This is a genomic window from Halomonas sp. DN3 (assembly GCF_024137905.1).
Taxonomy (GTDB): Bacteria; Pseudomonadota; Gammaproteobacteria; order Pseudomonadales; family Halomonadaceae; genus Halomonas; species Halomonas litopenaei.
The window spans coordinates 3,829,966-3,851,683 of sequence record NZ_CP099965.1; the positions used below are offsets into that span (position 1 = coordinate 3,829,966).

21 protein-coding genes are annotated in these 21,718 nt (G+C 63.7%); 13 read left to right on the forward strand and 8 right to left on the reverse strand.

The annotated features are described in order from the left end of the window. Positions 1 to 126 precede the first annotated feature (126 nt). The 3 genes from NKF27_RS16465 to NKF27_RS16475 are packed head-to-tail and all read left to right on the forward strand — an operon-like array spanning position 127 to position 1,039. Entirely contained in the window at positions 127 to 423 is a 297-nt protein-coding gene (locus NKF27_RS16465; RefSeq protein WP_253553354.1) for a type II toxin-antitoxin system RelB/DinJ family antitoxin, read from the forward strand. Next, a complete protein-coding gene (locus NKF27_RS16470; RefSeq protein WP_253553357.1) occupies positions 410 to 703 on the forward strand; it encodes a type II toxin-antitoxin system RelE/ParE family toxin in 294 nt (97 codons plus the stop codon). Before NKF27_RS16465 ends, NKF27_RS16470 begins: the two co-directional genes overlap by 14 nt. Positions 704 to 706: 3 nt before the next feature. Further along, entirely contained in the window at positions 707 to 1,039 is a 333-nt protein-coding gene (locus NKF27_RS16475; RefSeq protein WP_253553360.1) for a Rha family transcriptional regulator, read from the forward strand. A 22-nt stretch (positions 1,040 to 1,061) separates the two neighbouring features. On the opposite strand, the gene NKF27_RS16480 is transcribed toward NKF27_RS16475, so the two are convergent. From NKF27_RS16480 to thpD, 3 genes are all read right to left on the reverse strand, one after another. After that, positions 1,062 to 1,415, reverse strand: coding sequence for a DUF488 domain-containing protein (locus NKF27_RS16480; protein ID WP_253553363.1), 354 nt, complete (start codon positions 1,413 to 1,415; stop codon positions 1,062 to 1,064). Positions 1,416 to 1,613: 198 nt separating this feature from the next. Then, complete coding sequence (locus NKF27_RS16485; protein ID WP_108132360.1) at positions 1,614 to 1,823, reverse strand: hypothetical protein; 210 nt, start codon at positions 1,821 to 1,823, stop codon at positions 1,614 to 1,616. Positions 1,824 to 1,912: 89 nt separating this feature from the next. Continuing rightward, on the reverse strand, positions 1,913 to 2,836 hold the full coding sequence (thpD, locus tag NKF27_RS16490) for an ectoine hydroxylase (protein ID WP_253553366.1): 924 nt from the start codon (positions 2,834 to 2,836) through the stop codon (positions 1,913 to 1,915). A gap of 178 nt (positions 2,837 to 3,014) precedes the next feature. Between thpD and NKF27_RS16495 the strand changes: the two genes are divergently transcribed. From NKF27_RS16495 to NKF27_RS16530, 8 genes are all read left to right on the forward strand, one after another. Then, positions 3,015 to 3,761, forward strand: coding sequence for a Crp/Fnr family transcriptional regulator (locus NKF27_RS16495; RefSeq protein ID WP_253553368.1), 747 nt, complete (start codon positions 3,015 to 3,017; stop codon positions 3,759 to 3,761). Between the two features lie 278 nt (positions 3,762 to 4,039). Further along, the gene (locus NKF27_RS16500; RefSeq protein ID WP_108132359.1) at positions 4,040 to 4,741 is read left to right on the forward strand and encodes a GntR family transcriptional regulator; all 702 of its coding nucleotides are present in this window, start codon (positions 4,040 to 4,042) and stop codon (positions 4,739 to 4,741) included. 74 nt (positions 4,742 to 4,815) lie between these two features. Continuing rightward, entirely contained in the window at positions 4,816 to 6,024 is a 1,209-nt protein-coding gene (locus NKF27_RS16505) for a CaiB/BaiF CoA-transferase family protein (RefSeq protein ID WP_108449960.1), read from the forward strand. A 52-nt stretch (positions 6,025 to 6,076) separates the two neighbouring features. Continuing rightward, positions 6,077 to 7,369, forward strand: a complete 1,293-nt coding sequence (locus NKF27_RS16510) for a TRAP transporter large permease (RefSeq protein WP_045991076.1) — start codon at positions 6,077 to 6,079, stop codon at positions 7,367 to 7,369. Between the two features lie 68 nt (positions 7,370 to 7,437). Continuing rightward, entirely contained in the window at positions 7,438 to 8,484 is a 1,047-nt protein-coding gene (locus NKF27_RS16515) for a TRAP transporter substrate-binding protein (RefSeq protein WP_045991077.1), read from the forward strand. Between the two features lie 7 nt (positions 8,485 to 8,491). Beyond that, positions 8,492 to 9,040, forward strand: coding sequence for a TRAP transporter small permease (locus NKF27_RS16520; RefSeq protein ID WP_108132356.1), 549 nt, complete (start codon positions 8,492 to 8,494; stop codon positions 9,038 to 9,040). A gap of 19 nt (positions 9,041 to 9,059) precedes the next feature. After that, positions 9,060 to 10,007 (forward strand): hydroxymethylglutaryl-CoA lyase, encoded by a 948-nt coding sequence (locus NKF27_RS16525; RefSeq protein ID WP_253553371.1) that lies wholly within the window; start codon positions 9,060 to 9,062, stop codon positions 10,005 to 10,007. Continuing rightward, positions 10,004 to 11,245, forward strand: coding sequence for an MFS transporter (locus tag NKF27_RS16530; RefSeq protein ID WP_253553374.1), 1,242 nt, complete (start codon positions 10,004 to 10,006; stop codon positions 11,243 to 11,245). The genes NKF27_RS16525 and NKF27_RS16530 overlap by 4 nt, the downstream gene beginning before the upstream one ends. Before the next feature lie 112 nt (positions 11,246 to 11,357). Here NKF27_RS16530 and NKF27_RS16535 read toward each other — a convergent pair whose 3' ends face one another. From NKF27_RS16535 to NKF27_RS16550, 4 genes are all read right to left on the reverse strand, one after another. Next, complete coding sequence (locus NKF27_RS16535) at positions 11,358 to 12,296, reverse strand: CorA family divalent cation transporter (protein ID WP_222570050.1); 939 nt, start codon at positions 12,294 to 12,296, stop codon at positions 11,358 to 11,360. A gap of 43 nt (positions 12,297 to 12,339) precedes the next feature. Further along, the gene (locus tag NKF27_RS16540; RefSeq protein ID WP_253553378.1) at positions 12,340 to 15,369 is read right to left on the reverse strand and encodes an EAL domain-containing protein; all 3,030 of its coding nucleotides are present in this window, start codon (positions 15,367 to 15,369) and stop codon (positions 12,340 to 12,342) included. 170 nt (positions 15,370 to 15,539) lie between these two features. Continuing rightward, positions 15,540 to 17,378, reverse strand: a complete 1,839-nt coding sequence (locus tag NKF27_RS16545) for an ABC transporter ATP-binding protein (protein ID WP_253553381.1) — start codon at positions 17,376 to 17,378, stop codon at positions 15,540 to 15,542. A gap of 69 nt (positions 17,379 to 17,447) precedes the next feature. After that, positions 17,448 to 18,635: a Xaa-Pro peptidase family protein gene (locus NKF27_RS16550; RefSeq protein WP_253553384.1), complete on the reverse strand. Its 1,188-nt coding sequence runs from the start codon at positions 18,633 to 18,635 to the stop codon at positions 17,448 to 17,450. A gap of 156 nt (positions 18,636 to 18,791) precedes the next feature. Between NKF27_RS16550 and NKF27_RS16555 the strand changes: the two genes are divergently transcribed. Continuing rightward, positions 18,792 to 19,511 (forward strand): YebC/PmpR family DNA-binding transcriptional regulator, encoded by a 720-nt coding sequence (locus NKF27_RS16555; RefSeq protein WP_108132350.1) that lies wholly within the window; start codon positions 18,792 to 18,794, stop codon positions 19,509 to 19,511. Positions 19,512 to 19,702: 191 nt separating this feature from the next. Beyond that, on the forward strand, positions 19,703 to 20,803 hold the full coding sequence (locus NKF27_RS16560; RefSeq protein WP_253553387.1) for a GGDEF domain-containing protein: 1,101 nt from the start codon (positions 19,703 to 19,705) through the stop codon (positions 20,801 to 20,803). Positions 20,804 to 20,896: 93 nt separating this feature from the next. Here the strand turns inward: NKF27_RS16560 and NKF27_RS16565 are convergent, their stop codons facing one another. Further along, entirely contained in the window at positions 20,897 to 21,688 is a 792-nt protein-coding gene (locus NKF27_RS16565) for an META domain-containing protein (protein ID WP_253553390.1), read from the reverse strand. Between the last annotated feature and the right edge of the window lie 30 nt (positions 21,689 to 21,718).

A 21,718-nucleotide genomic window follows, 5' to 3' on the forward strand; every position in this document is an offset into this window, starting at 1 on the left:
GACGAGGTATTGCAGAAGGGTATCAAGAGCAAGCGCTGTATGAGTGTTGGCTTCAGAGAGGGTTGAGCTTGACTGCATCTCAATTGAGATACAAACTCAAGGATCCACATCCAGGAGGCAACGGCGATGGCCCGCACAACGATGCTGCATGTTCGAGTGGACGAAGATCTGAAAGCAGAAGCCACTGAAACTCTTGCGAAAGTGGGTCTTACGGTGTCGGAGGCTGTACGGATTCTCCTGACACGGGTTAGCGCCGAAGGAGGGCTGCCAGCGGGACTCACCAGTGACCCCCAGGCGCATGATGCTTGGTTTCGCATGAAGGTACAGGAGGCGCTGGCTGATACACGCCAGGGCATCCCACACGATCACGCAATGAGCCATATCCAGGCCATTATAGAGAGCAAGCGCAATGGTGAAGATTGAGTGGTCAATCTTGGCGCTTAAAGACGCATCAGGGATTGTTGAATACATTTCTGAAGACACCCCTGATGCGGCTCTAAAACTCTTCCATCATATAAAGAACAAGGTAGATCGTCTCCCTGACCATCCAAAGCTGTATAAACCAGGAAGGGAGCCTCGAACACGCGAGATGGTTGTCACAGATAACTACATCGTTGTTTACCGAGAGTCTGAAGCATTGATTACCATCTTGCGGGTGCTGCATGCTGCGCAAAAAATGGCCTTAGAATCGAAAAAGGAATAGTATTTGAACGCAGCAGTAAACTTTCAAAAAAACCTCAGCATGTCCAGCCGAGAGATTGCGAAATTCACAGAGAAGTGTCACGACAACGTGATGCGGGACATCCGCAACATGTTTGATCAGCTTGATGCGGACTCAGCGCAGTTTTGCGCTCAGTACCGGGACAGCACCGGACCTTTCCTTCCGTGCTCCGAACTCGACCGCTACCATACCGAAGTCCTCGTCACTGGCTGCGACGTGAAGCGTATGGCAGCCGTCATCAAGCGCTGCATGGACTTGGAAACTGGTGCAGCTAAACCCGCAGCAGCGCTACTGGGCAAGATCAGTTCGAGGCCGTGATGCCCGGTGGTCCGCCCGAATGTCACCCGGTCAGCATGGCCAGGTAGTCCTTGAGTACCACGGCGTTGTTGTGGGTCTCATCCTTCGAGGAAAACACCAGGGTTACCTTGTACTGCTGGCTGCGCTCGGCCAGGGGTCTGAGCGTTTCCCGCTGCTCCTTCAGCTCAGCCAGATAGCGCTGACGAAACTCGCCCCAGCCCAGTGCTTCGCTGTGCAAGGCCTTGCGCAGGTCATCGCTGGGGGCGGCCTCCTTGATCCATTCATCGATACGCGCCTCGTCCTTGGCGATCCCCCGCGGCCAGAGCCTGTCCACCAGCACCCGATAGCCGTCGTTGTCGGCGGGCGCATCGTAGGCCCGCTTGAGCTGAATCGTCATCGTGCCTCCACGTCCGAGAATGTGCTCCATCCTTAACAGACACACGGCCTGGCCGTCACCCCGTGTGGCTTTGGCAGTCGCAGCCGATGTCGATGCCGATGCCGATGCCGATGCCGATGCCGATGCCGATGCCGATGCCGATGCCGATGCCGATGCCAATGAGACAATCAGACAATCAGACCCGGCGCCAGCACCCGACTATTCGAGGCGTTCGAGAATGGTGCAGGAGCAATCCCGCTCCCCCACCTCGTCGATCAGTACCCGATAGCGCGGCAGACGTATGTCGTCACCGTCACCTTCGACCAGGGCCGAGGTATCGATGATCTCGGCGGTGTTACCCGAGGACAACTGGTCCTCGGCTACCATGACCAGATCACGGGCAATCAGCAGGGTGTCGCCAATGTGCATGGGGGCTTCCTCTTGATGGCTCTTTTCTCTTGATGGGGAGCGGCCACGCCCAAGGGCGAAGCCATCTACCGACATTGGCTGGCGCCGGATCATCCCAGTGCCGGCGTGCGCTCGCGCGCCGCCAGGTGCTCGGGCCGTGGGGACTTGGCGCCGAAGGGGGTGACCAGGCGGTTATCGACGCTGTTGTAGACGAAGAACAGGTTGGAGCGCGGCCACGGTGACAGGTTGCTGTTGGACGCATGCAGCGCGTTGCAGTCGAACAGCAGAATCGACCCGGCCGGCCCCTTGGGCGCCTCGATGCCCTGCTTTTCGATGATCGGTCCCAGCTGCTCTCGGGTGGGTATGCCGATGTGCTGCGCCTTGAGCGAGGTCTCCCAGTTCTGGTCCGGGGTGCGTCCCACGGTGGGAACAAACTGGCGATGGGACCCCGGTACCAGCATCAGCGGTCCGTTGAACTCGCCGTTGTCGGTGAGCATCAGCGAGACACTCAGCGCGCGCATGCCGGGCATGCCGTCTTCTGCGTGCCAGGTCTCGAAGTCCGAGTGCCAATCGAAGCCACTGCCCTGAAAGCCGGCCTTGTCGTTAATCCGCGACTGGTGCACGTAGACACCGCCCCCGAGCAGCTGCTCGACGATCTTCAGAAGCCGCGGCGAGCGAGTCAGGCGATCGAAACGCTCGGACAATTCGTGCATGCCGAACACCGAACGAATGGCGCCAGAGACAGGATCGGTGATGACCTTGTCGCTGCCGGTCAGCTCGGGATCGCGCTCCATAGCGCTTAGCTCATCGAAGAAGGGCTCGATGTCGTCGGCCTCGAAGAAGCTGTCGAACCAGAGAAAGCCACGTTCTTCGAATGCGGCCAGCTCCTGCTCGTCGAGCGGCCCGGCCTGGCGCTGCTCGGGCGTCGCATGGACGACCGGGCAATGGCGGGCGATATTGCCCATTGGCGCGTCGAGCCGTGTGGGATAGCCATCATCCGAACGGATCGACAGTTGGTTGGGTGCGTAAGTCATGACTCCGCCTCCGTAACGATTCCAGAATGGATCGCCGTGACCGGAGACGCTGTGCCTTGACCGACCTCGGCGATGGCCCCCCATCCTGGGCGTGTATCTACCGCGCCGACATAACCTGAGTTAACGTAAACCCCTAATACGCATTCTCCATCGAGCCTGTCGTGCAAGGAGCCTTGCCGTGTCGAACCGGGACAGCTGCATCGTCAAGCATTTTCGCCACTATCACCCACTCAGCGATGGCGATCGCCAGCTGCTGGGCGCGCTCGAGAAGTCACCGCTGGAGGTCAAGGCCGGCGATAGTCTTTGGGAAGAACGCGATCCTGCCCAGGACTTCTTCACCCTGAGCCAGGGCTGGGCCTTCTCCTACCGGCAGCTGGAAGACGGCGCGCGCCAGATCCTGGAGGTCTACCTCCCCGGCGACGTGATCGGGCTACGCGAATACGCCTTTCATCAGCGTCTTACCGGCGTCCAGATGATCGAGGACGGCACCATCTGCCGCTTCCCCCACGCCCGTCTGACCGACATCTTTCAACAGTCGACCACCCTGACCTCGATCCTTTTCGCCATGGCCAGCCGCCAGCAGGTGCTGCTGACCGAGCGCCTGGTCAACCTGTCACGACGCAGCGCCAGACAGAAGCTGGCCCACTTCATCATGGAAATGTACGAGCGCCTGGCCAAGACCGCTGGCCGGCAGGAAGACCACAGCCTGCGTCTGCCACTGTCCCAGGAAATGCTGGCCGACGTGCTGGGGCTGAGTCCGGTGCACGTCAGTCGCACCTTCAGCGCACTCGACGAGGAAGGCCTGCTGCACCGAAACCGTCATCGTCTGCTGCTGCCTGATCCGGCCGCCCTGGCCGATGCCGGCCAGTTCGACGAACGCTATCTGGCCGACAGCGTATTCGCGGCCAACGACGCGGTGGGCTAGGGCTTGTCTGAAAAGTGTCTGCGCTCGGTAATACGGCGTTAAAAATCGGCTGGTGCGCCAGCCCGGTCAAAATGCTCATTTACACCCCGTAAACTGCGCTTTCTCACCGATTTTTGCCTTGTCTAACCTTCGCTCGTCGACTTTTCGGACAGCGCCTAGGACTGGCCCATCACCGGGGAATCACCAGCCGCTGCATGCAATTTCGACCAAAAGTCTAACTTCGCCCAGCTATAAAGCCCTCTACTCTTACGATTGTATGCAATGTAAGAGATTTCCTCGTGACTCCGACCACCCCGCTCGAAGCCAGCGGTGCCCGCACGGCCACCGCCCAGGTCCATGAAGCCATCAAGCAACGCATCCTCGACGGCGCCTATCGACCGCTCGAATTCGTGCGTGAGGCGGCGGTTGCCAGGGAACTCGAGGTCAGCCGTACCCCGGTCCGCGAGGCGCTGCGGGAGCTGGTGTCCGAGGGCTGGCTCGAGGCCATTCCCCATCAGGGCGCCAGGGTGGCCGAGTGGACCGAAAAGGACGCTCGTGAAGTGTTCGAACTGCGCCTGGTACTCGAACCCATGGCGGTCGGACTCGCCTGCCGACACATCGACGCTGACACCCTCGCCCATCTGGACGACCTGGCCTCGCGCATGGAGGCCCTGACCGAGAGCCCCCTCGATGGTGCGGGCCACAGCGAGCTGGCCTCGCTCAACCACGAGTTTCACCGCCTGTTGATCCAGGCCAGCGACAACCAGCGTCTGGCCCAGATCCTCGAGAGCGTGGTTCGTACCTCGATCATCCGACGCAATTTCGCCAGCTACGACCGTTCGGCGCTCAAGCGCAGCATGCAGCACCACCGCGAGATGCTGATCGCCATCGGCGCCGGCAACGCCGCCTGGGCGGAGAACGTGATGCGCGCCCATCTGCTGGCCGCACGGGTACTGCACGTGACCGTCGACACCTCGACCGCGACCTCATCGCCCCCGTGATCCTCCCGGCGCGGCCTTTTTTTGCGGTTCACCCTTCATCTTCCACCTTCGACCTCTGACCACGGACCTCCAACATGAACGAGCTTATCGCCTCACTCCCGCTGGACGACCTCAAGGTGCTCGAACTCGGCCAGCTGATCGCCGGGCCCACCTGCGGCCAGGTACTGGCCGACTTCGGCGCCCAGGTGGTCAAGATCGAGCCACCGGGCAAGGGCGACGCCATGCGCCAATGGGGCCAGACCGACGAGAGCGGCGAACCGCTGTGGTGGAACGTGATCGCCCGCAACAAGCAATCGCTGACCCTCGATCTGCGCAAGCCAGAGGGCCAGGACCTGCTGCGGCGACTGGCGGCCAAGGCCGACGTGCTGATCGAAAACTTCCGCCCCGGCACCATGGAGCGCTGGGGCCTGGACTACCAGAGCCTGTCGGCCGACAACCCGGGGCTGATCATGGTGCGGGTCACCGGCTTCGGCCAGGACGGCCCCTACGCGTCGCGTGCCGGCTTCGCGGCGGTGTGCGAAGCCATGGGCGGGCTGCGCTACATCAGCGGCTACCCGGACCGCCCCCCGGTCAGGGTGGGGATTTCGCTGGGCGACACCCTTGCCGGGGTCCAGGGCGCCATGGGCGCGTTGCTGGCGCTGCACCAGCGCGAGAAGACCGGACGTGGCCAGGTGGTGGACAGCGCCATCTTCGAGGCGGTGATGGCGATGATGGAGAGCCTGATCCCCGACTACGCCCGGGCCGGCAAGATCCGTGAGCGCGCAGGCAGCTTTCTGCCCAAGATCGCCCCGTCCAACGCCTATCCCGCCAGGGACGGCCGGGATGTCATCATCGGCGCCAATCAGGACACCGTCTTCCGCCGGCTGTGCGAGGCCATGGGCCAGCCCACCCTGGCCGATCATCCGGACTATGCCGACCATCGCGCGCGAGGCGAGAACCAGCAGGCCATCGACGAGCTGATCGCCGCCTGGACCGCCCACCACGACGCCCAGCATATCGTCGACCTGCTGGCCGACGCCGGTGTCCCGGCGGGCCTGGTGTACACCGCCAAGGACATGCTCGAAGACGAGCACATCAAGGAGCGCGGCTCCATCGTCGAGGTGCCGGACCGCCACGGCAAGCCGCTGCCGATGCAGAACGTCTTTCCGCGGCTGTCGCAGACGCCTGGCAAGGTACGCCAGGTCGGTCCGGCCCTGGGCGAACACACCGAGGCGGTGCTCGGCGACTGGCTGGAACTCGACCACAACAGCATCGATGCCCTGCGCAAGGACAGCGTGATCTAGCACCGCCAACCAGCGACCACTCTGCCGACAACAACAACCTAGAGGCTCTTGCATGGAACCCCTACTCGTCCTGGCGCTGCTGATCGTGTTGATCGCCGTCGGCCTGCCGATCTTTCTGTCCCTGGGGCTGGCCGGGCTCGCCGGCCTGTACATGGCCCGGGGCTCCATGGCGTTCTTCTTCGCGCCGTCGTCGCTGTTTGGCCAGCTCAATGCCTTCGAATTGATCGCCCTGCCGCTGTTCATATTGATGGGCAACCTGCTCGGTGCTACGCCGGTGGGCAGCAACCTGTTCCAGGCGGCGGTGAGGTGGCTGCACTGGCTCAGGGGTAGCCTGGCGATCTCCTCGGTGGGTGCCTCGGCGGTGTTCGGCGCGGTGTCCGGGGTGAGCCTGGCCGGCGTCGCCGCGGTCGGTTCGATCGCCGTACCGCAGATGCTCGAGCGCGGCTACAGCCGCTCGCTGGCCGCCGGTGCGGTGGTCAGCGCCGGCGCCCTGGCGATGCTGATCCCGCCCAGTGTGCCCTTCATCATCTATGGCGCCGTGGCCAGCGTATCGGTGGCCGATCTTTTCATCGGCGGTATCGTCCCCGGGGTGGTACTGGCCCTGGCGCTGTCGCTCTACATCTTTATCCGGGTGAGTCTGAAGCCCGAGGAAGCGCCCAGCGTCGAGCAGCGCTTCAGCTGGCGCGAGCGCTTCGCCAGCCTTGCCCACATCTGGCACGCCGCCCTGCTGGTGCTGGTGGTGCTTGGCTCTATCTATTCTGGACTGGCCACCCCCAGCGAGGCCGCCGGCATCGGAGCCTTCGGCGCCTTCGTGATCGCCGCGCTGATCTTCCGCTGCCTGACGCTTGCCTCCTTCGGCCGCATCCTGGCCAGCACCGCGCGAGTCAGCGGCGCCATCCTGCTGATCATCGGCTGCGCCAAGATCTTCGGCGACTACCTCAACATGGTGCGGGTGCCGCAGCTGCTGACCGAATCGCTGACCGCCTCGGGCCTGCCGGACTGGGCGATCCTGCTGGCGGTCATGCTGCTGCTGATCCTGCTCGGCATGATCGTCGATGCGGTCTCGCTGATCGTGGTCACCACGCCGGTGCTGCTGCCGCTGATCCAGGCCATGGGCTATGACCCCCTGTGGTTCGGCATCGTCATGGTGCTGAACCTGGAGATCGCGGTGATCACCCCGCCGGTGGGACTCAACCTCTACGCGCTCAGGGGCGTCTGCCCGGAGCTGTCGGTGGAGGAGATCATCAAGAGCGCGCTGCCCTTCGTGGCGGTGCAGTTCCTGGTGCTGATGCTGTTCGTGTTCTTCCCCAGCATCAGCCTGTGGCTACCGAGCCTGATGCACTGAAGGGGCCCCGATTCACTCGCCCCGCTGGCCAGGGGCAACAACGACAATGACAAGATGGAGACATTCCCATGAACCTGACCCGCCGCCAACTGCTCAAGACCACCGCCTTCGCCACCGCGGGGGCCTCGCTGCTGGGCCCCCAGGCGCTGATGCCACGCCATGCCCGCGCCGCCACCACCTTCACCGGCGTGACCTACCTGCCACCGTCCTACAAGGCGCTGACCTATGGCTCCGCCGGCTTCGTCAACTACCTGCGCGACAACGGCGGCGACGTGCTCGAGGTCGATTTCTACGACTCGGGCCAACTGCTCAAGGCCGACGAACAGCTTCCCGCACTGCGCTCGCGCAATATCGACTTCATGTTCCACACCACCTCCTACATCACCCGCTCGCTGCCGATCCTCGGCATCACCGGGCTGCCCGGTGTCGTCGGCGAGCTGTACCGCCACCCCGAGCGGCTGCGTCAGGGCAGCCCGCTGTTCGACCTGATCAATGAGGAGCTGGCCAAGGAAAACCTCTACATGCTGACCTCCGGCGGCGGCATCCTCGAGCCCGAATACATCTGGAGCACCCAGGACAACGCGGTGCGCAGCCTCGAGGACATTCGCGGCAAGAAGGTCAGGGTGGTCAGCTTCGAGGCCACCTCGGCGCTGGAGGCCTACGACATCGGTGCGGTGCGCATTCCTTCGTCCGAGACCTACATGGCGCTGCAGCGCGGTACTGTGGACGCCGGCGTGTTCAATATCTCCACCATCATCGGGCGCAGCCTGCAGGAGCAGGTGGACGTGTGCTACCAGCTGCCGATCACCGGCTTCTCGGTGGCGCCCTTCATGCTGCGAGACCGCTGGGACAGCCTCGACGACGACAGCCGTGCGATCCTCGAAGATGCCGCCCGCTGGTACGACGAGAACTTCATCAGCCACTGCAACGACGATATCTATCCCAACGAGTACTGGCCCCAGGTGCGCGAGGAGAACGTCGAGATCATCGCCCCCAGCGACGAGGATCTGGCCGCCTTCAACGAGGCCACCCACAAGGTATGGGACCACTGGAAAGGCGAGGTCGGTGAGGAACTCGGCGAACGCGCCATCAAGCTCGCGCTGGGACAGGCCTGAGGTCGCCATGAAAGCGCACGCACAGAGGATCCCCCTCAAGGGCTGGGATGGCGTACTCGCCATCCTGCGCCTGGCCTCGATGGCGGTGCTGGTGTTCATGACGGTGTCGATCTGCTACGACACCGTCATGCGCTACGCCTTCTCCGCCCCCACCCACTGGAGCCTGGAGATCAACTCCTTCCTGCTGGTGTATCTGGCGGTGATGGGAGCCGCCGAGGCCCAACGCTTCGACGCCCATATCCGTATCACCTTCTTCAAGGACAAGCTTCCCGCCAAGGCGCGTCGGCTGCTGGAAGTGTTCACTGGTCTTGCCGGGATGACGTTCTGCGCGATCCTCGCCTGGCGCGGTTATCTGATGGCGGCCCAGGCCTTCGAGTACGGCGAACGGGTGTCCAGCGCCCTCGGCACCCCCATGGGCATCCCCTACGCACTGCTGCCGATCGGCTTCACCGCACTCGGCCTACAGTTTCTGATCGACACCCTGGCGAGCCTTTCCCGCGGCGCCCCACTGCCGCCGCCGGACGGCTCCGATCACATCGATGCCACCCACCCTTGAACCCGACGGAGACTCCCGCATGACCACCACGTCACCCGCCCCGCTCGAACTGGTCGAGGTCGCCCCGCGCGACGGCTTCCAGTCGATCGCCGATCCGCTGCCGACAGAGCGCAAGATCGAGGTCATCCAGGCGCTACTCGACGCCGGCATCCGACGCATGGAGATCGGCTCCTTCGTCAGCCCCCGGGCGATTCCCCAGATGGCGGACACCGGTGAGCTGATCCGCGCCTTCGCCCATCGTGGCGACGTGCGCTTCTCCGCGCTTGTTCCCAACCTCAAGGGAGCCGAGCTTGCGCTTGAACACGATGTCAGCGAGCTGGTCTACGTGGTCTCGGTGTCCGAGGCGCACAACCGCAACAATGTGCGCCAGTCGGTGGATGAATCGTTGGCGGCCTTCGCCCGAGTGGTCGAGGCGGTGCGCGCCAAGGGCAACACCGCCCTGCGCCTGGACCTTGGCACCAGCTTCGACTGCCCCTTCGATGGCAGGGTCGACTGGCGCCGGGTCGATGAGGTGCTCACTAAGGCGCTCGCCATCACCGGCGAGTTGCCGGTGGAAGTCGCCCTGTGCGACACCACCGGTCGCGCCACACCCTTCCAGGTGGCGGACCACTTCACCGAGCTGACCGAGCGCCACCGATCCCCCGCCCTGTCCTGGGCGTTCCACGGCCACGACACCTTCGGCATGGGCGTGGCCAACGCCCTGTTCGCGGCCCGCCACGGTGCCACCGCACTCGACGCCGCCTGCGCCGGACTCGGCGGTTGTCCCTTCGCTCCGGGGGCCACCGGCAACACCGCCAGTGAAGACCTGGTCTACGCCCTGCAGGGGGGCGGGATGGCAGGTGACATCGATCTTGGCGCGCTGTTGCACGCGGCCGACTTGATCGCGGCACTGCCTGGCGGCAAGACCGAAAGCCACCTGCGCCGGGTTCCGCGTGAGGGCCTGGCCGGGGCTGACGCGGGGGCATGAACCAGCAGACGGCGCCCTCTCCAGCTCCCTCTTTACCGCCCTCTCCGCCTCCCCAGGTCGGTATCGCGCTGCTGGCAACGACCCTGGTGCTGGCCTTCTCGTCGCTGGTGGCGCTGTTTCCCTCGGCGATCGCGCCGACCCTGGCAGACTCGCTGGGGGTTTCCACCGCCACCGTAGGTATCCAGGTCAGCCTGATCTTCGGTGGCGCCATGCTGACCTCGCTGGTCGGTGGCCCGCTGACCCGACGCTATGGCCCCTGTCGAGTCAGCCAGCTGGCGCTGGGGCTGCTTGGCGGCGGCGCGGCGCTGCTGACCCTGCCGTCGCTGACCACCTTCGCCCTGGCCTCGCTGATCGCCGGGCTCGGCTATGGCCTGACCAACCCCTCTGCGTCGCTTTTGCTGTTTCGGGTGACTCCGCGTCACCGCCAGGGCCTGGTGTTCTCGCTCAAGCAGACCGGGGTGCCCTTCGGTGGCGTGCTGGCGGGCCTTGTCGCCCCCGCCCTGGCGCTGGCCATCGGCTGGCAGGCGGCTCTGGGCTGCCTGTTCCTGGTCGCCGTCATCGGTATTCTGCTATTGCAGATTCAGCGCCATCACTGGGACCGCGAGCGCGACCCTCGCACTCCTTGGCTGACCACCCCCTTGGCCGGTCTCCAGGTCGTCTGGCAGCGCCCGGCGCTGCGCTACCTGGCCCTCTTGAGTCTCTGCTTTTCGGCCATCCAGCTATCGGTCTCGGCCTTCACCGTGGCGCTGCTGGTCGAGGATCTGGGCGTCGGCCTGGTCGTCGCCGGCGCCACCATGTCCGCGGTCCAGGTCTTCGGCATCATCGGCCGAGTGCTGTGGGGCCTTGTCGGCGATATCCTCGACGATCGCCTGATCACCCTGATGGGGCTGGCCTGCCTGAGCGCCGGTAGCGGCCTGGCCATCGCCACCATGGACGCCGACTGGCCGCGCTGGGCAATGGTCGCGGTGCTGTGCCTCATGAGCCTGTCGGCGCTTGGCTGGAACGGCGTGTTCATGGCCGAGATCACCCGTCTGGCCCCCGCCGAACGGGTGGCCGACGCCGCCGGTGGCTGCCTGGTGCTGACCTACAGCGGGGTGCTTGTCGGGCTACCCCTGCTGGGTGCGCTGCATGGGCTGTTCGGCAGCTATACCGCCCTGTTCGGGCTGTTGGCAGGACTTTCCCTGGTGGGCCTTGGCTTTCTGCTGAAGGCCCGACGGGCCATCGCCGCTCCCGGCTAACCATCGACGCGGTGTGACCAGCGTTCGGCTGCCAAGGGTCGCTGAAGCGGCTGGTTCAAGCGGCTGGCTCAAGAGGCCGGCTCAAGCGGCTGGCTCAAGTGGCTGACGGGGCCTAGATAAAACGCCAGCGCTTGAGCACCACCAGCTCCACCGCCACCAGCACCACCATGAAGGTGCAGAAAAGGGCGAAGGACATGGGATTGTCGACGCCAGGCATGCCGCCGATATTCACGCCCAGCAGGCCGGTCAGAAAGCTGATAGGCAGGAAGATGCCGGAGATGATCGACAGCAGGTAGGTGTTGCGGTTGACCTTTTCGGTGTGCTGGTGGGTCTGGTACTGCTGAACCATGCCTACGTGCTCAAGATAGAAGTCCACCGACTCGTTGATTCGCTGGATGGTGTCGCGGGCATTGGCCAGATCGAATCGATCATCGGCAAGCAGCGGTGGCAGGCTGTCGATCATCGCTTCAATGGCGTAGCGCTGGGGCTTGAGGAAGCGACGCAGCTTGATCAACCGCTTGTTCAGCGACATCAGGACGGCGTTGTCGGCCTCAGGCTCTTCTTCCTGGGCAGCGATGGTGGCGTCGAAGGGCTCGACGAAATCCTCGATGCGCTCGTGGAGCTTTTCGATGATATCCACCACCACTGCCCCCAGATCGTCAGGCCCTTTGCCCTGTTCGAGCTCACGGCGTATGTCGGCGATGGCCCGGGAAGGCAGCTTGCGGGTGGAAATCAGCACCCCATCGTAATAGAGGATGCGGATACTGAGCATGTCGTCGGGCTGCTCGCCCTGGTTGAGGTTGACCCCACGCAGAATCAACAGGAAGTTGCCGTCGCCCAGGGTCTCGAAGCGCGGCCGGGTGTCCTCGGCCAGCACGCCGTCGATGGCGGATTCGGGGATTCCTGCCAGCTCGAGGCGCTCGCAGGTGGCTTCGGCATCCCGCTGAAAGTGGTACCAGGCGCCTGCCTGAAGCGGGCCAGGCGCTGGCTCGGGCAACTGACGCACTTCCTGGCCAAACGACCAGGCGTCGATGAAAAAAGGCGCGGTCATGCAGGCTCCATCAGGTGTTCGTCAGGCGGGCCGCGCCCGCCACTTACAAGGTCGAGAAATCAAGCTCGGACAACGGCGCCGGCTGTCCGTACAGAAAGCCCTGGTAGCGGTGGCAACCGTGACGATGAAGCCAATCTCGCTGCTCCGCTGACTCAACCCCCTCGGCAATGACATCGAGCCCCAGGCTGCGGGCGAGTGCAATGGTGCTTGCCACGATGGCGGAGCTGGTGGCGTTGTCGAGCACGTCCCGAACGAAGGACTGGTCGATCTTCAGCTCGTCCAGCGGCAGACGCTTCAGATAGGCCAGCGACGAGTAGCCGGTGCCGAAGTCGTCCAGGGCGAAGGTCACGCCCAGTGCCTTGAGCTGCGCCATGGTGCGCTCGACCCCGTCGCGATCCGCCACGAACAGCGACTCGGTCACCTCAAGCTTGAGACGCTGGGCCGGCGCCCCGGTGCGCGCGAGGATATCACTGACCCGGGCAACGAAGCCGGGATCCTGAAACTGCCTGGGACTGACGTTGACCGACACGGTCCTGGTGCTGTCATCACCCTGCTGCACCCAATCCACCAGCGTCAGGCAGGCCTGCTCGATGACCCAGAGACCGAGTTCATGGATCAGTGGGCGCTCCTCGGCCAGCGGAATGAACTCGGACGGCGGAACGAGGCCCCTGTTGGGGTGTCGCCAGCGGATCAGCGCCTCGACCCCGGTGACACAATCAAGCTGATCGACCTGCTTCTGGTAGACCAGATACAGCTCAGAGCGCGCCAGCGCGCCAAGCAGGTCTTCGTATAGCTGAGCACGCTGCTGCATCCGTCGCTGCATCCCCGGGTCGAAGAAGCAGACGTCGCTGGCGGTCTGACTCTTGGCCTGGAACAAGGCCATGTCGGCCTGCTGCAACAAGCGTTCACGAGAGACCTCGTCGCGAAACGGACTGATACCGACGCGCGCATTCGGCGACACCGGACGTCCTTCGATCCAGACCGGCATATCCAGCGTGTTCAGCAGCTTGCGAGCAACGGTATCGGCCACGCGCACCGCGGTCTCGAGTTCCACGCCCACGCCTTCGAGGACCACCACGAACTCATCGGCGCTGAGACGTGCCAGGGTATCCTCCTCACGCAATACCGACTCGAAGCGACGGGCGGCTTCTCTGAGCAGCTCGTCACCGCCGTGGTGGCCGAGGATGTCGTTGACCTGCTTGAAGTTATCGAAATCAATGAGCAACAGTGCGCCGTAGCAGCCATGCCGCTGACAACGTTCCAGTTTTTCGCCGAGTCGATCGAGCAGCAGGCGTCGATTGGCCAGCCCCGTCAGCGGGTCGAAGAAGGCAAGCTGATGAATTTCTTCCTCCGCCGCCTTGCGCTCGGTGATGTCGCTGAGCGTCGCCACGTAATTGCGCAGCTGCCCCCGCTCGTCACGCACCGCGCTGATGGTCAGCCATTGAGGATAGATGTCTCCGCTCTTGCGACGATTCCAGATCTCGCCCTGCCAGGCACCGGTATCGCCGATCCGCTGCCATAGCTGTCGATAGAAGTGCTCGTCATGTCGCCCCGAGCGCAGGATGTCTGGGCGACTCCCCTGGATCTCGTCTTCGCGATAGCCGGTGATGTCGGTAAAGGTCCGATTGACCTTGAGAATGCGGCCATCGACATCGGTGATCATCATGCCCAGGTGGGTCTCGAAGGCCACCGCAGCGATACTCATGTTGGCCTGATGCAACCGCTCCTGGGTGACGTCGCGCACCACCAGCAGGACACCGTCATGCTCCCCGTTGCCGCTGAGCAGCGGACTGATCAATGCACTGAAGTCGCGGTGGCCGCCGCCTACGGTCAGAGGATAGTCGAACCGACGTACTTCACCGCTGGCCGCCACCTCGGCCAGCGTCTCGTCCAGACGTCCGGCGATGTCCGGCGGCAGAAAGGCGCGGTAGTGGCTGCCGACCAGGACATCCGGCGGTGCCAGCAGCAAGGCTTCGTCTCCGGCATGGACGAAGGAAAAGTGGCCACCGCGATCCAGCACCAGCACGAGGTCCTGCATGGAACCGATCAACGCCTTCAAGCGGGCTTCGCGGCGGTGGGCGGCCTGTTCGGCGCGTTGCCGTTCGACCACCTCCCCCTGCAGCGCCAGCTGGGCACGCCCCTGCGCCAGCACGTGACGCAGCAACCATAATCCGAGCAGGGCCAGCAACGCCCCCAGCACTACCAGTGGCCACAGGCGCTGGCTCCAGCCGGACAGCAACGCCTCGTGACTGTAGCCCAGCACCAGCCACAGAGGCAGTTCGGCCACTCGCCTCGCCACGAACAACCGCTCCTGACCGTCCAGCGGGGATTGCTGACGAAAGTGAAGCGTATCCGGCGAGTCCGCGGTCAGCGATCGCCTTCCCGACTGCGATACCAATTCTCCCGGCCCCAGCCCAGCCGCAGGCACGCGGACCACCAGTCGTGCCTCGCTATCGACCAGGGCGATGCTTTCTCCCTGCATCAGACCGAACCCCTTGATCGCTTCCGCCAGGGGCCCGGGGTCGATCGATGCCATGGCAAACTGCGTCCGAGTGGTCTCTGCCGTGCTCCGTTGCACCAGGGTCATGCGATATTCGCCGGCAGACGGCGAATAGTGCAGAGACGAGACCAGGGTCTCTCCCCCCCTCAATCCGTCCAACTGTCGAAGAAACGCATCCTGGGGCAACCAACCCTCGAAAAAGCGAGCTTCTGCGCTTGTCGGGTCCGAGAGGATCGCCAGGTCTTCTACCAGGGGAAGGGACCTGGTTCGCTCCCTGAGCAAGGGTGCCATCGGCGGCCCATTGCCGGCAGGATTGATCATTTCATCGAGAGCCAGTAGCCCGGCAAGGGCGTGAGTCGCGACATCAAAAGGCTCGGCCACCAGCGCCTCGACCACCTCCGCTCGCGCATCGAGACGTTGCTCCACACGCTCCACCTCGGCCAGATACTGGCCCCTGAGGGTCCACACGATGCCGGCGACCAGCAGCATCAAGGCGGTCACATAGAGCGCAATGGCACGACGACGCCCCGAGTCGGACGCATTCGTCACAAAGGGGGATGGATCAACTGACACGGACACGTCGTCGTTTCGCCTCTAGAGCATTCATGTGGAAGGTGTGCATCCAGATTCCGTCGACTGTCTTGGGCATGAACGAGTGATCATAGCCAACCCTGTAGTATTTTCGCACCACTCGCGCATTAAACCGCCCAGTTTCTTGATTGCACCAAGCTGGCCATGGCCCGTCATTCCCCCAGAAAACCTCCGACCTGGCGGCGCCACAGGGAGGCATACAGGCCATCCTGGGCCAGCAAAGATTCGTGCTCACCCATTTCGACGATGCGCCCCTTGTCGATGATTACCAGTCGATCGAGCATGGCGATGGTCGACAGACGATGGGCAATGGCGATGACGGTCTTGCCCTCCATCAGGGTATAGAGATGCTGCTGAATTGCCGCTTCCACCTCGGAGTCCAGCGCCGAGGTGGCCTCGTCCAGCACCAGGATCGGCGCATCCTTGAGCAATACTCGAGCGATGGCGATCCGCTGGCGCTGCCCCCCGGACAGGGTCACGCCGCGCTCTCCCACCTGGGCATCCAGGCCCCGACGCCCATGAGGATCGACCAGATCCTCGATAAACTCGTGAACATGCGCCTGGCGCACCGCCCGCCACAACCTTTCTTCGCTGCAGTCTCGACAGCCGTAGGTCAGATTCTCGCGCAGCGATCGATGCAGCAGGGACGTATCCTGGGTCACCATACCGATCTGTCGACGCAGCGATGCCTGGGTGACCTCGGCGATATTCTGACCATCGATCGTTATCTGCCCGGCCTGCAGATCATGAAAGCGCATCAGCAGCGACGCCAGGGTCGACTTGCCGGCGCCGGAGCGGCCAATGATGCCCACCTTTTCGCCCGGGGAAATGTTCAGATCGAAACCGTCGAATACCCTGGGGCCCACCTGGCTTCCCCGGGCGTAGCCAAAGACCACGTCCTCGAAACGAATCTCGCCGTGCTGGACGCGCAGCGCAGGGGCCGCTGGTCGATCCTGCACTTCGGGGATACGCGACAGGGTGTTGATACCGTCCTGAACGGTGCCGACATTCTCGAACAGGCCAGCGACTTCCCACAGGATCCAGTCGGACATGGAACGCACCCGCATGACCAGACCGATCGCCACCGCCGTTTCTCCGAGGGACACCCAGCGGTGATACCAGGCCAGCACGACCAGTCCCGCCATACCCACCAGCAGCAGGGTATTGAGGGTCGCCAACGACACCGATAGCCAGGTGGCCAGGCGCATCTGCCGATGTACCGTTCCCATGAAGCCATCCATGGCTTCCCGGGCATAGGCCCGCTCCGCCCCGGCATCGGCAAACAGCTTGATCGTCTGGATATTGCTGTAGCTGTCCACGACCCGCCCGGTCATCACCGCCCGCGCGTCTGCCTGGGCCATGGACACCCTGCGCAGCCGGGGGATAAACACCCTCATCAATGCCAGGTAGCCCGCAAGCCATAGCACCAGAGGAGCCATCAACCAGGGCTCGGCGGCCCCCAGCACCACCAGCGCGCCGGTGAAATACACCAGCACATAGACCAGCATGTCGAGCACCTTGGTGACGGTCTCGCGCATGGCCAGCGCGGTCTGCATCACCTTCTGCGAGACGCGCCCAGCAAACTCGTCATGAAAGAACGACAGGCTCTGCTCGAGCATCAGCCGATGGGAGAGCCAGCGCCCGAGCATGGGGTAGTTGCCGAAGATTCCCTGGTGGGTGATCAACGACAGCAAAAGCACCAGAAGTGGCAGTCCTGCCAGCACCGCCGCTCCCAGGCCGATCAAGCTGGTCAGGTGGGTGTCGACGAAGCCCTCACGGTCGACTTCGGCCAGCCAATCCACCAGTTCGCCCATGGCGGTGAAGAACACCACCTCGGCGATGGAGACCAGCGCCGTGACCACCGCCATGGCCGCCAACAGCCCGGTGAAGGGACGCGAGTAGTGCAGCACGAAGGGCCACAACCGGTCCGCGGGTACCGACTCGGGCTGGTCGGGATAGGGATCCACCAGCCTCTCGAAAAAACGCAGCATGTTCCGCTCTCGTATCGCATGACGCCAGCCGCTCATCATACCCTTGTGCCGTTCATGCGGCGTGTCCTGTCAGGGTCGGTGCACCAGTGCCATGTCGTGGTCGGTCAGGCGCATCGCGCCTCGATCGGTGACCCTCACCGTATTGCTTAGACCGATGCCGAAACCTCCCGGCAAGCGCAGACACAGCGGCAGGTGGAAGACCATGTTGCGGGCAAGCGGTGTGGTCTGCCCGGCGGCCAGAAAACCAGTGCCTTCCACCCAGCTCGGCGGAAACTGGGCACCGACCGCGTAGCCGTAAACCCCCGAATGGAAGAAGCGTTCGCGGTGTGGCGCCAGGATAGCATCGGCGAGCCGGGCGACGTCTTCGAAAGGTGTGCCCGGCGTCATGGCCTCGCACATGCGGGCCTCCATCTCGACACACAGGTCGGCGGCGAGGCGCATCTCGTCGCTGATCGGCCCGACCACCACCGTGCGCATGGTCGGCGCAGTGTAGCGCTGCCAGACGGCACCAAACTCGAGGAACACCGCATCGCCCGAATCGATGCCCCGGCGCTTGTGGTTGACGTGGATGATGCCACTGCGCGACCCGCTGGTGACGATCGGGGCCAGGCTGAAAAATTCGCTGCCGGCCTCGAGCATCACCTGGGCACCGACGGCGGCCACCTGGTTGTCGGTGACACCGGGTTCGACCACCTCGATGGCACGCGCAAGCCCAAGCGATGTCATCTTGGCGCTGCGCGTCAGGCAATCGAGTTCGGCGTCGCTCTTGACCAGCCTCAGGCTCGCCATCAGGCCGCCGGCACGATCATGGAAGCGATCGCCACCGAGTCGCCCCTGCAGATGACGCATCAGGCCAAACCGTAGACCGCTACTGCTGCCATCGATGCCGATGTCGTGACTGTCCGCCAAGGCGTCAGCCAACGGATCGATCACCTCATCGAGGGCTTCCCAGCGATAGCCGACCACTTCATCGACCCTCGCCGTCACCACCGCGGGCCCGGTCTCGATGGACGCCACCTGCAGCAGCGTGCGCGAAGGGGTGACCACCAGGGCCGCGTGCACGGAGACTTCGAAGGTGTGATAGCCACACAGATAGAAGATGTCCGCCGCCTGGCACAGCAGCAGGGCGTCCAGTCCCTGTCGCTGCATGGCACTGCGAGCGCGCGCCAACCGGCGATCGAACTCCTCGGCGGCAAACGGCAGTTCGCTTCCGGCGTGCTCTACCGCCAGGGCCTGGCGGTACTGATGGTGGTCCATGGGCCGTCTCCTTGATCGATTCACCACAGTGTAGACAGTCAAGCCGGTTCGTCTTCCAGGCGATCCCGGGCAAGCCGAGGGGAAATAAGACTTCTCGCCGAGGGGCGGACTCTCGTAGAATTCCAGACTCGTGTAGACACGCCACAGGAATACGCAATGGGCAGGGCCTTCCAGAACCGCAAGGAATCCATGGCCAAGACGGCCGCCGCCAAGACCAAGGTCTACAGCAAGTACGGACGCGAGATCTACGTCTGCGCCAAGTCCGGAGGCGTCGATCCGAACGCCAATCTGTCGCTGCGCAGCCTTCTCGACCGCGCCAAGAAGGACCAGGTACCGGGTCATGTCATCGATCGGGCGCTGGAGAAGGCGTCGGGCGTCGGCGGCGAGGACTACTCGCTGGCACGCTATGAGGGCTTCGGTCCCGGCAACGCCATGGTGATCGTCGAATGTCTGACCGACAATCCCAACCGGACCTTCGGCGACGTTCGTGCCTGCTTCACCAAGACCAAGAGCAAGATCGGCACACCGGGCAGCGTCAGCCACATGTTCGACCATCTGGCGATCCTCGCCTACACCGGCGAGGATGAAGAAGCCGCGCTGGAAGCCTTGATGGAAGCCGACGTGGATGTCACCGACATCGAGAACGAGAACGGCCTGATCACCGTGTTTGCTCCGCCGACCGACTACGCCAAGGCACGTCAGGCGCTGCGCGAATCCCTCGGTGCCGAGGAGTTCGAGATCGACGAGATCCAGTTCCTGCCCCAGGCCACCACGCCGGTGGAAGGGGATGACCTGGCCATGTTCGAAAAGCTGCTCGACATGCTCAACGACCTCGATGATGTCCAGAACGTTTACCACAGCGCTGAATTACCCTAGCGCATTGACGCCTTTCGACTGACGAAACTGCTACAGTTAAGTAGCATCGCAGTGCCCGGCAGGGGCTCGTACCCAGGCATGAGCCCTGCCCTGACACTGCTTCCGGGCATGGGATTCGATAGAACTGCGAGGACTCTACCGTTCGTTGGAACGCTTCGACGACTACTTCCACCGAGAGCGAGTTTCCGTGCATGGCCCCATTTTCAACCCTGACCCAGGCTGCCGCACAACGCCCGGACAACATTCGACACCGCAATCTTCGCAAGCACCTGCTCACCCGCTGGGCCAGTCTGATGGGTGCGGCGGTGCACTTCCTCTTCATTCCACTGTTCTGGGTGCTCGATCACTCGCTGCTGGCACTGATCAACGTGATCAGCGTGGCCATGTGGCTTGGTGCCTATCTCGCCAATCAACATGGCGAGCAGGACCGCGCGGTCTACCTGATCACCACCGAGGCTTACTGCCACGCCATCATCGCCACCGTGATCCTGGGTACGTCCGCCGGTTTCCACTTCTACCTGCTGACACTGTCCTGCTGGGCGGCCGTCACCCACTCGGTCAAGTGGGTCGCGCTGGTGCTCGGCCTGATGGGGATGCTGATTTTCCTGTTCCTGGAGTTCCCGCTGTCCCAGATGTTTCCGCTGGAAAGCGGCCCCGGCTTCCCGCTGATGCTGGCGACCCTGAACCTCTCCTGTGCGCTGTTCACCATGGTCGGCTTCGCCATGCTGGCGCGCCACGTCTACGAGACCCAGGAAGAAACGCTGACCAGCATGGCGACCCGTGATGCCCTCACCGGCCTGCACAACCGTCGTTTTGCCGGCGAATACCTGCGCCAGTTATCAGGCGACAGACAGGATGGCACCAACACGCCCTACAGCCTCGCGCTGATCGATATCGATCATTTCAAGCTGATCAACGACAAGCATGGGCACAAGGTCGGCGACCAGTGCCTAATCCAGATTTCCGATTTGCTGGTGCGCCACTTTCGCCGCTCGGATGTACTCTGCCGCTGGGGCGGCGAGGAATTCCTGCTGATCTTCCCCGGCGCCGACTTGAACGAGATCCTGCCGGTGCTCGAAGGTTTCCAGGAACGCCTTCGCAGCCTGCCCATCATGCACAACGGCGACGTCATTTCCTTGACCGTCAGCGTCGGCGTGACCAGCCATACGCCCGGCATGCACTATGATCTGCTGATCAATCGCGCCGATCACCTGCTTTACCGAGCCAAGGCCGAAGGTCGGGACCGGATCATCAGCGATCAGACCGGGGAGCAGGTCCCTCCGCCGCTCTAACCGGCAAGCGCCAAGCGACCACCCGGACAACGCCAGGTCGTCGCTCCCACGCCAATCAAATGCCGCCCGTCAAAGCCTGCCTTGAGGCCGGACTCAGGTCAGGTGGACCACCTCGAAGCGCGCCAGCACCTTGTCGTTTTCATCGAGCAGTTCAAGCTCATCAGCCAGCAGACGAAACGCTCTGGTGGCCCCCAGTGCCTCGACCAGCGCGCGCTCCTGGGCCATGACAGGCCCCTGGCAAGCCTTCCTGGTAGTGGCCAGCGGGGCCAGCGACAGCGCATCCCCCTCGCGCTGGTAACTGCCCATCAGGCGGTTGCACCCTCCGGATCCGGCCAGGCGACCCTCCTGGGAGTGCAGCACGATATGCGCAGAACCGTCGACAGCGACTTCTCCGTCGACTTGCACCAGCTTCCAGTAGCGCTCTTCCAGTGGTTCGCGCAGCGGTTCGGGCAGACGCGCCAGGCGGGCAGACGCGCCATCTGGCGTACGTGACGCCTGCGACACAAGATCGCCACCCTGCGCGACTTGCCACCGCTGCGCCGCCTCCGGGGCGGGCTCGCCCAGCAACAGTTCGCCTTCCGTCAACTGCCACTGACCACGGTGGCGGCGGCGAGGTTGCTCGCCGGGTCCCAGATGCGTCTCCTTGAGCAGATATCGCCCCCCGTCATCGAGCGCCAGATCGAGACGTACCGCCTTGCAGTCATCACAGGACACTTCACCACGAAAGCTCGCAGGAAGTGGCGCCAGGCTGGACGCCTCTGCCTGGAACGACTCGCTCGACCCGGTGCCACTCGACGACGCCCCGGTACAACCGGCCATCAGCAGCAACAGCCAGGCCGTCCCCCACAGGCGCGACTGGCGTAGAGTTCCTGGAGTCGGTTTCATGGTGCCCCCTTGGTGTTGAAGAAGAGATGC

Bases quoted from the DNA above. Each gene is read 5' to 3' on its own strand.
- NKF27_RS16470 (WP_253553357.1), top strand. From the start codon at position 410: ATGGTGAAGATTGAGTGGTCAATCTTGGCGCTTAAAGACGCATCAGGG.
- NKF27_RS16510 (WP_045991076.1), top strand. From the start codon at position 6,077: ATGGAACCCCTACTCGTCCTGGCGCTGCTGATCGTGTTGATCGCCGTC.
- NKF27_RS16545 (WP_253553381.1), bottom strand. From the start codon at position 17,378: ATGCTGCGTTTTTTCGAGAGGCTGGTGGATCCCTATCCCGACCAGCCC.
- NKF27_RS16560 (WP_253553387.1), top strand. From the start codon at position 19,703: ATGGCCCCATTTTCAACCCTGACCCAGGCTGCCGCACAACGCCCGGAC.
- NKF27_RS16530 (WP_253553374.1), top strand. From the start codon at position 10,004: ATGAACCAGCAGACGGCGCCCTCTCCAGCTCCCTCTTTACCGCCCTCT.
- NKF27_RS16550 (WP_253553384.1), bottom strand. From the start codon at position 18,635: ATGGACCACCATCAGTACCGCCAGGCCCTGGCGGTAGAGCACGCCGGA.
- thpD (WP_253553366.1), bottom strand. From the start codon at position 2,836: ATGACTTACGCACCCAACCAACTGTCGATCCGTTCGGATGATGGCTAT.
- NKF27_RS16515 (WP_045991077.1), top strand. From the start codon at position 7,438: ATGAACCTGACCCGCCGCCAACTGCTCAAGACCACCGCCTTCGCCACC.
- NKF27_RS16535 (WP_222570050.1), bottom strand. From the start codon at position 12,296: ATGACCGCGCCTTTTTTCATCGACGCCTGGTCGTTTGGCCAGGAAGTG.
- NKF27_RS16505 (WP_108449960.1), top strand. From the start codon at position 4,816: ATGAACGAGCTTATCGCCTCACTCCCGCTGGACGACCTCAAGGTGCTC.
- NKF27_RS16555 (WP_108132350.1), top strand. From the start codon at position 18,792: ATGGGCAGGGCCTTCCAGAACCGCAAGGAATCCATGGCCAAGACGGCC.
- NKF27_RS16525 (WP_253553371.1), top strand. From the start codon at position 9,060: ATGACCACCACGTCACCCGCCCCGCTCGAACTGGTCGAGGTCGCCCCG.
- NKF27_RS16465 (WP_253553354.1), top strand. From the start codon at position 127: ATGGCCCGCACAACGATGCTGCATGTTCGAGTGGACGAAGATCTGAAA.
- NKF27_RS16485 (WP_108132360.1), bottom strand. From the start codon at position 1,823: ATGCACATTGGCGACACCCTGCTGATTGCCCGTGATCTGGTCATGGTA.
- NKF27_RS16480 (WP_253553363.1), bottom strand. From the start codon at position 1,415: ATGACGATTCAGCTCAAGCGGGCCTACGATGCGCCCGCCGACAACGAC.
- NKF27_RS16520 (WP_108132356.1), top strand. From the start codon at position 8,492: ATGAAAGCGCACGCACAGAGGATCCCCCTCAAGGGCTGGGATGGCGTA.
- NKF27_RS16565 (WP_253553390.1), bottom strand. From the start codon at position 21,688: ATGAAACCGACTCCAGGAACTCTACGCCAGTCGCGCCTGTGGGGGACG.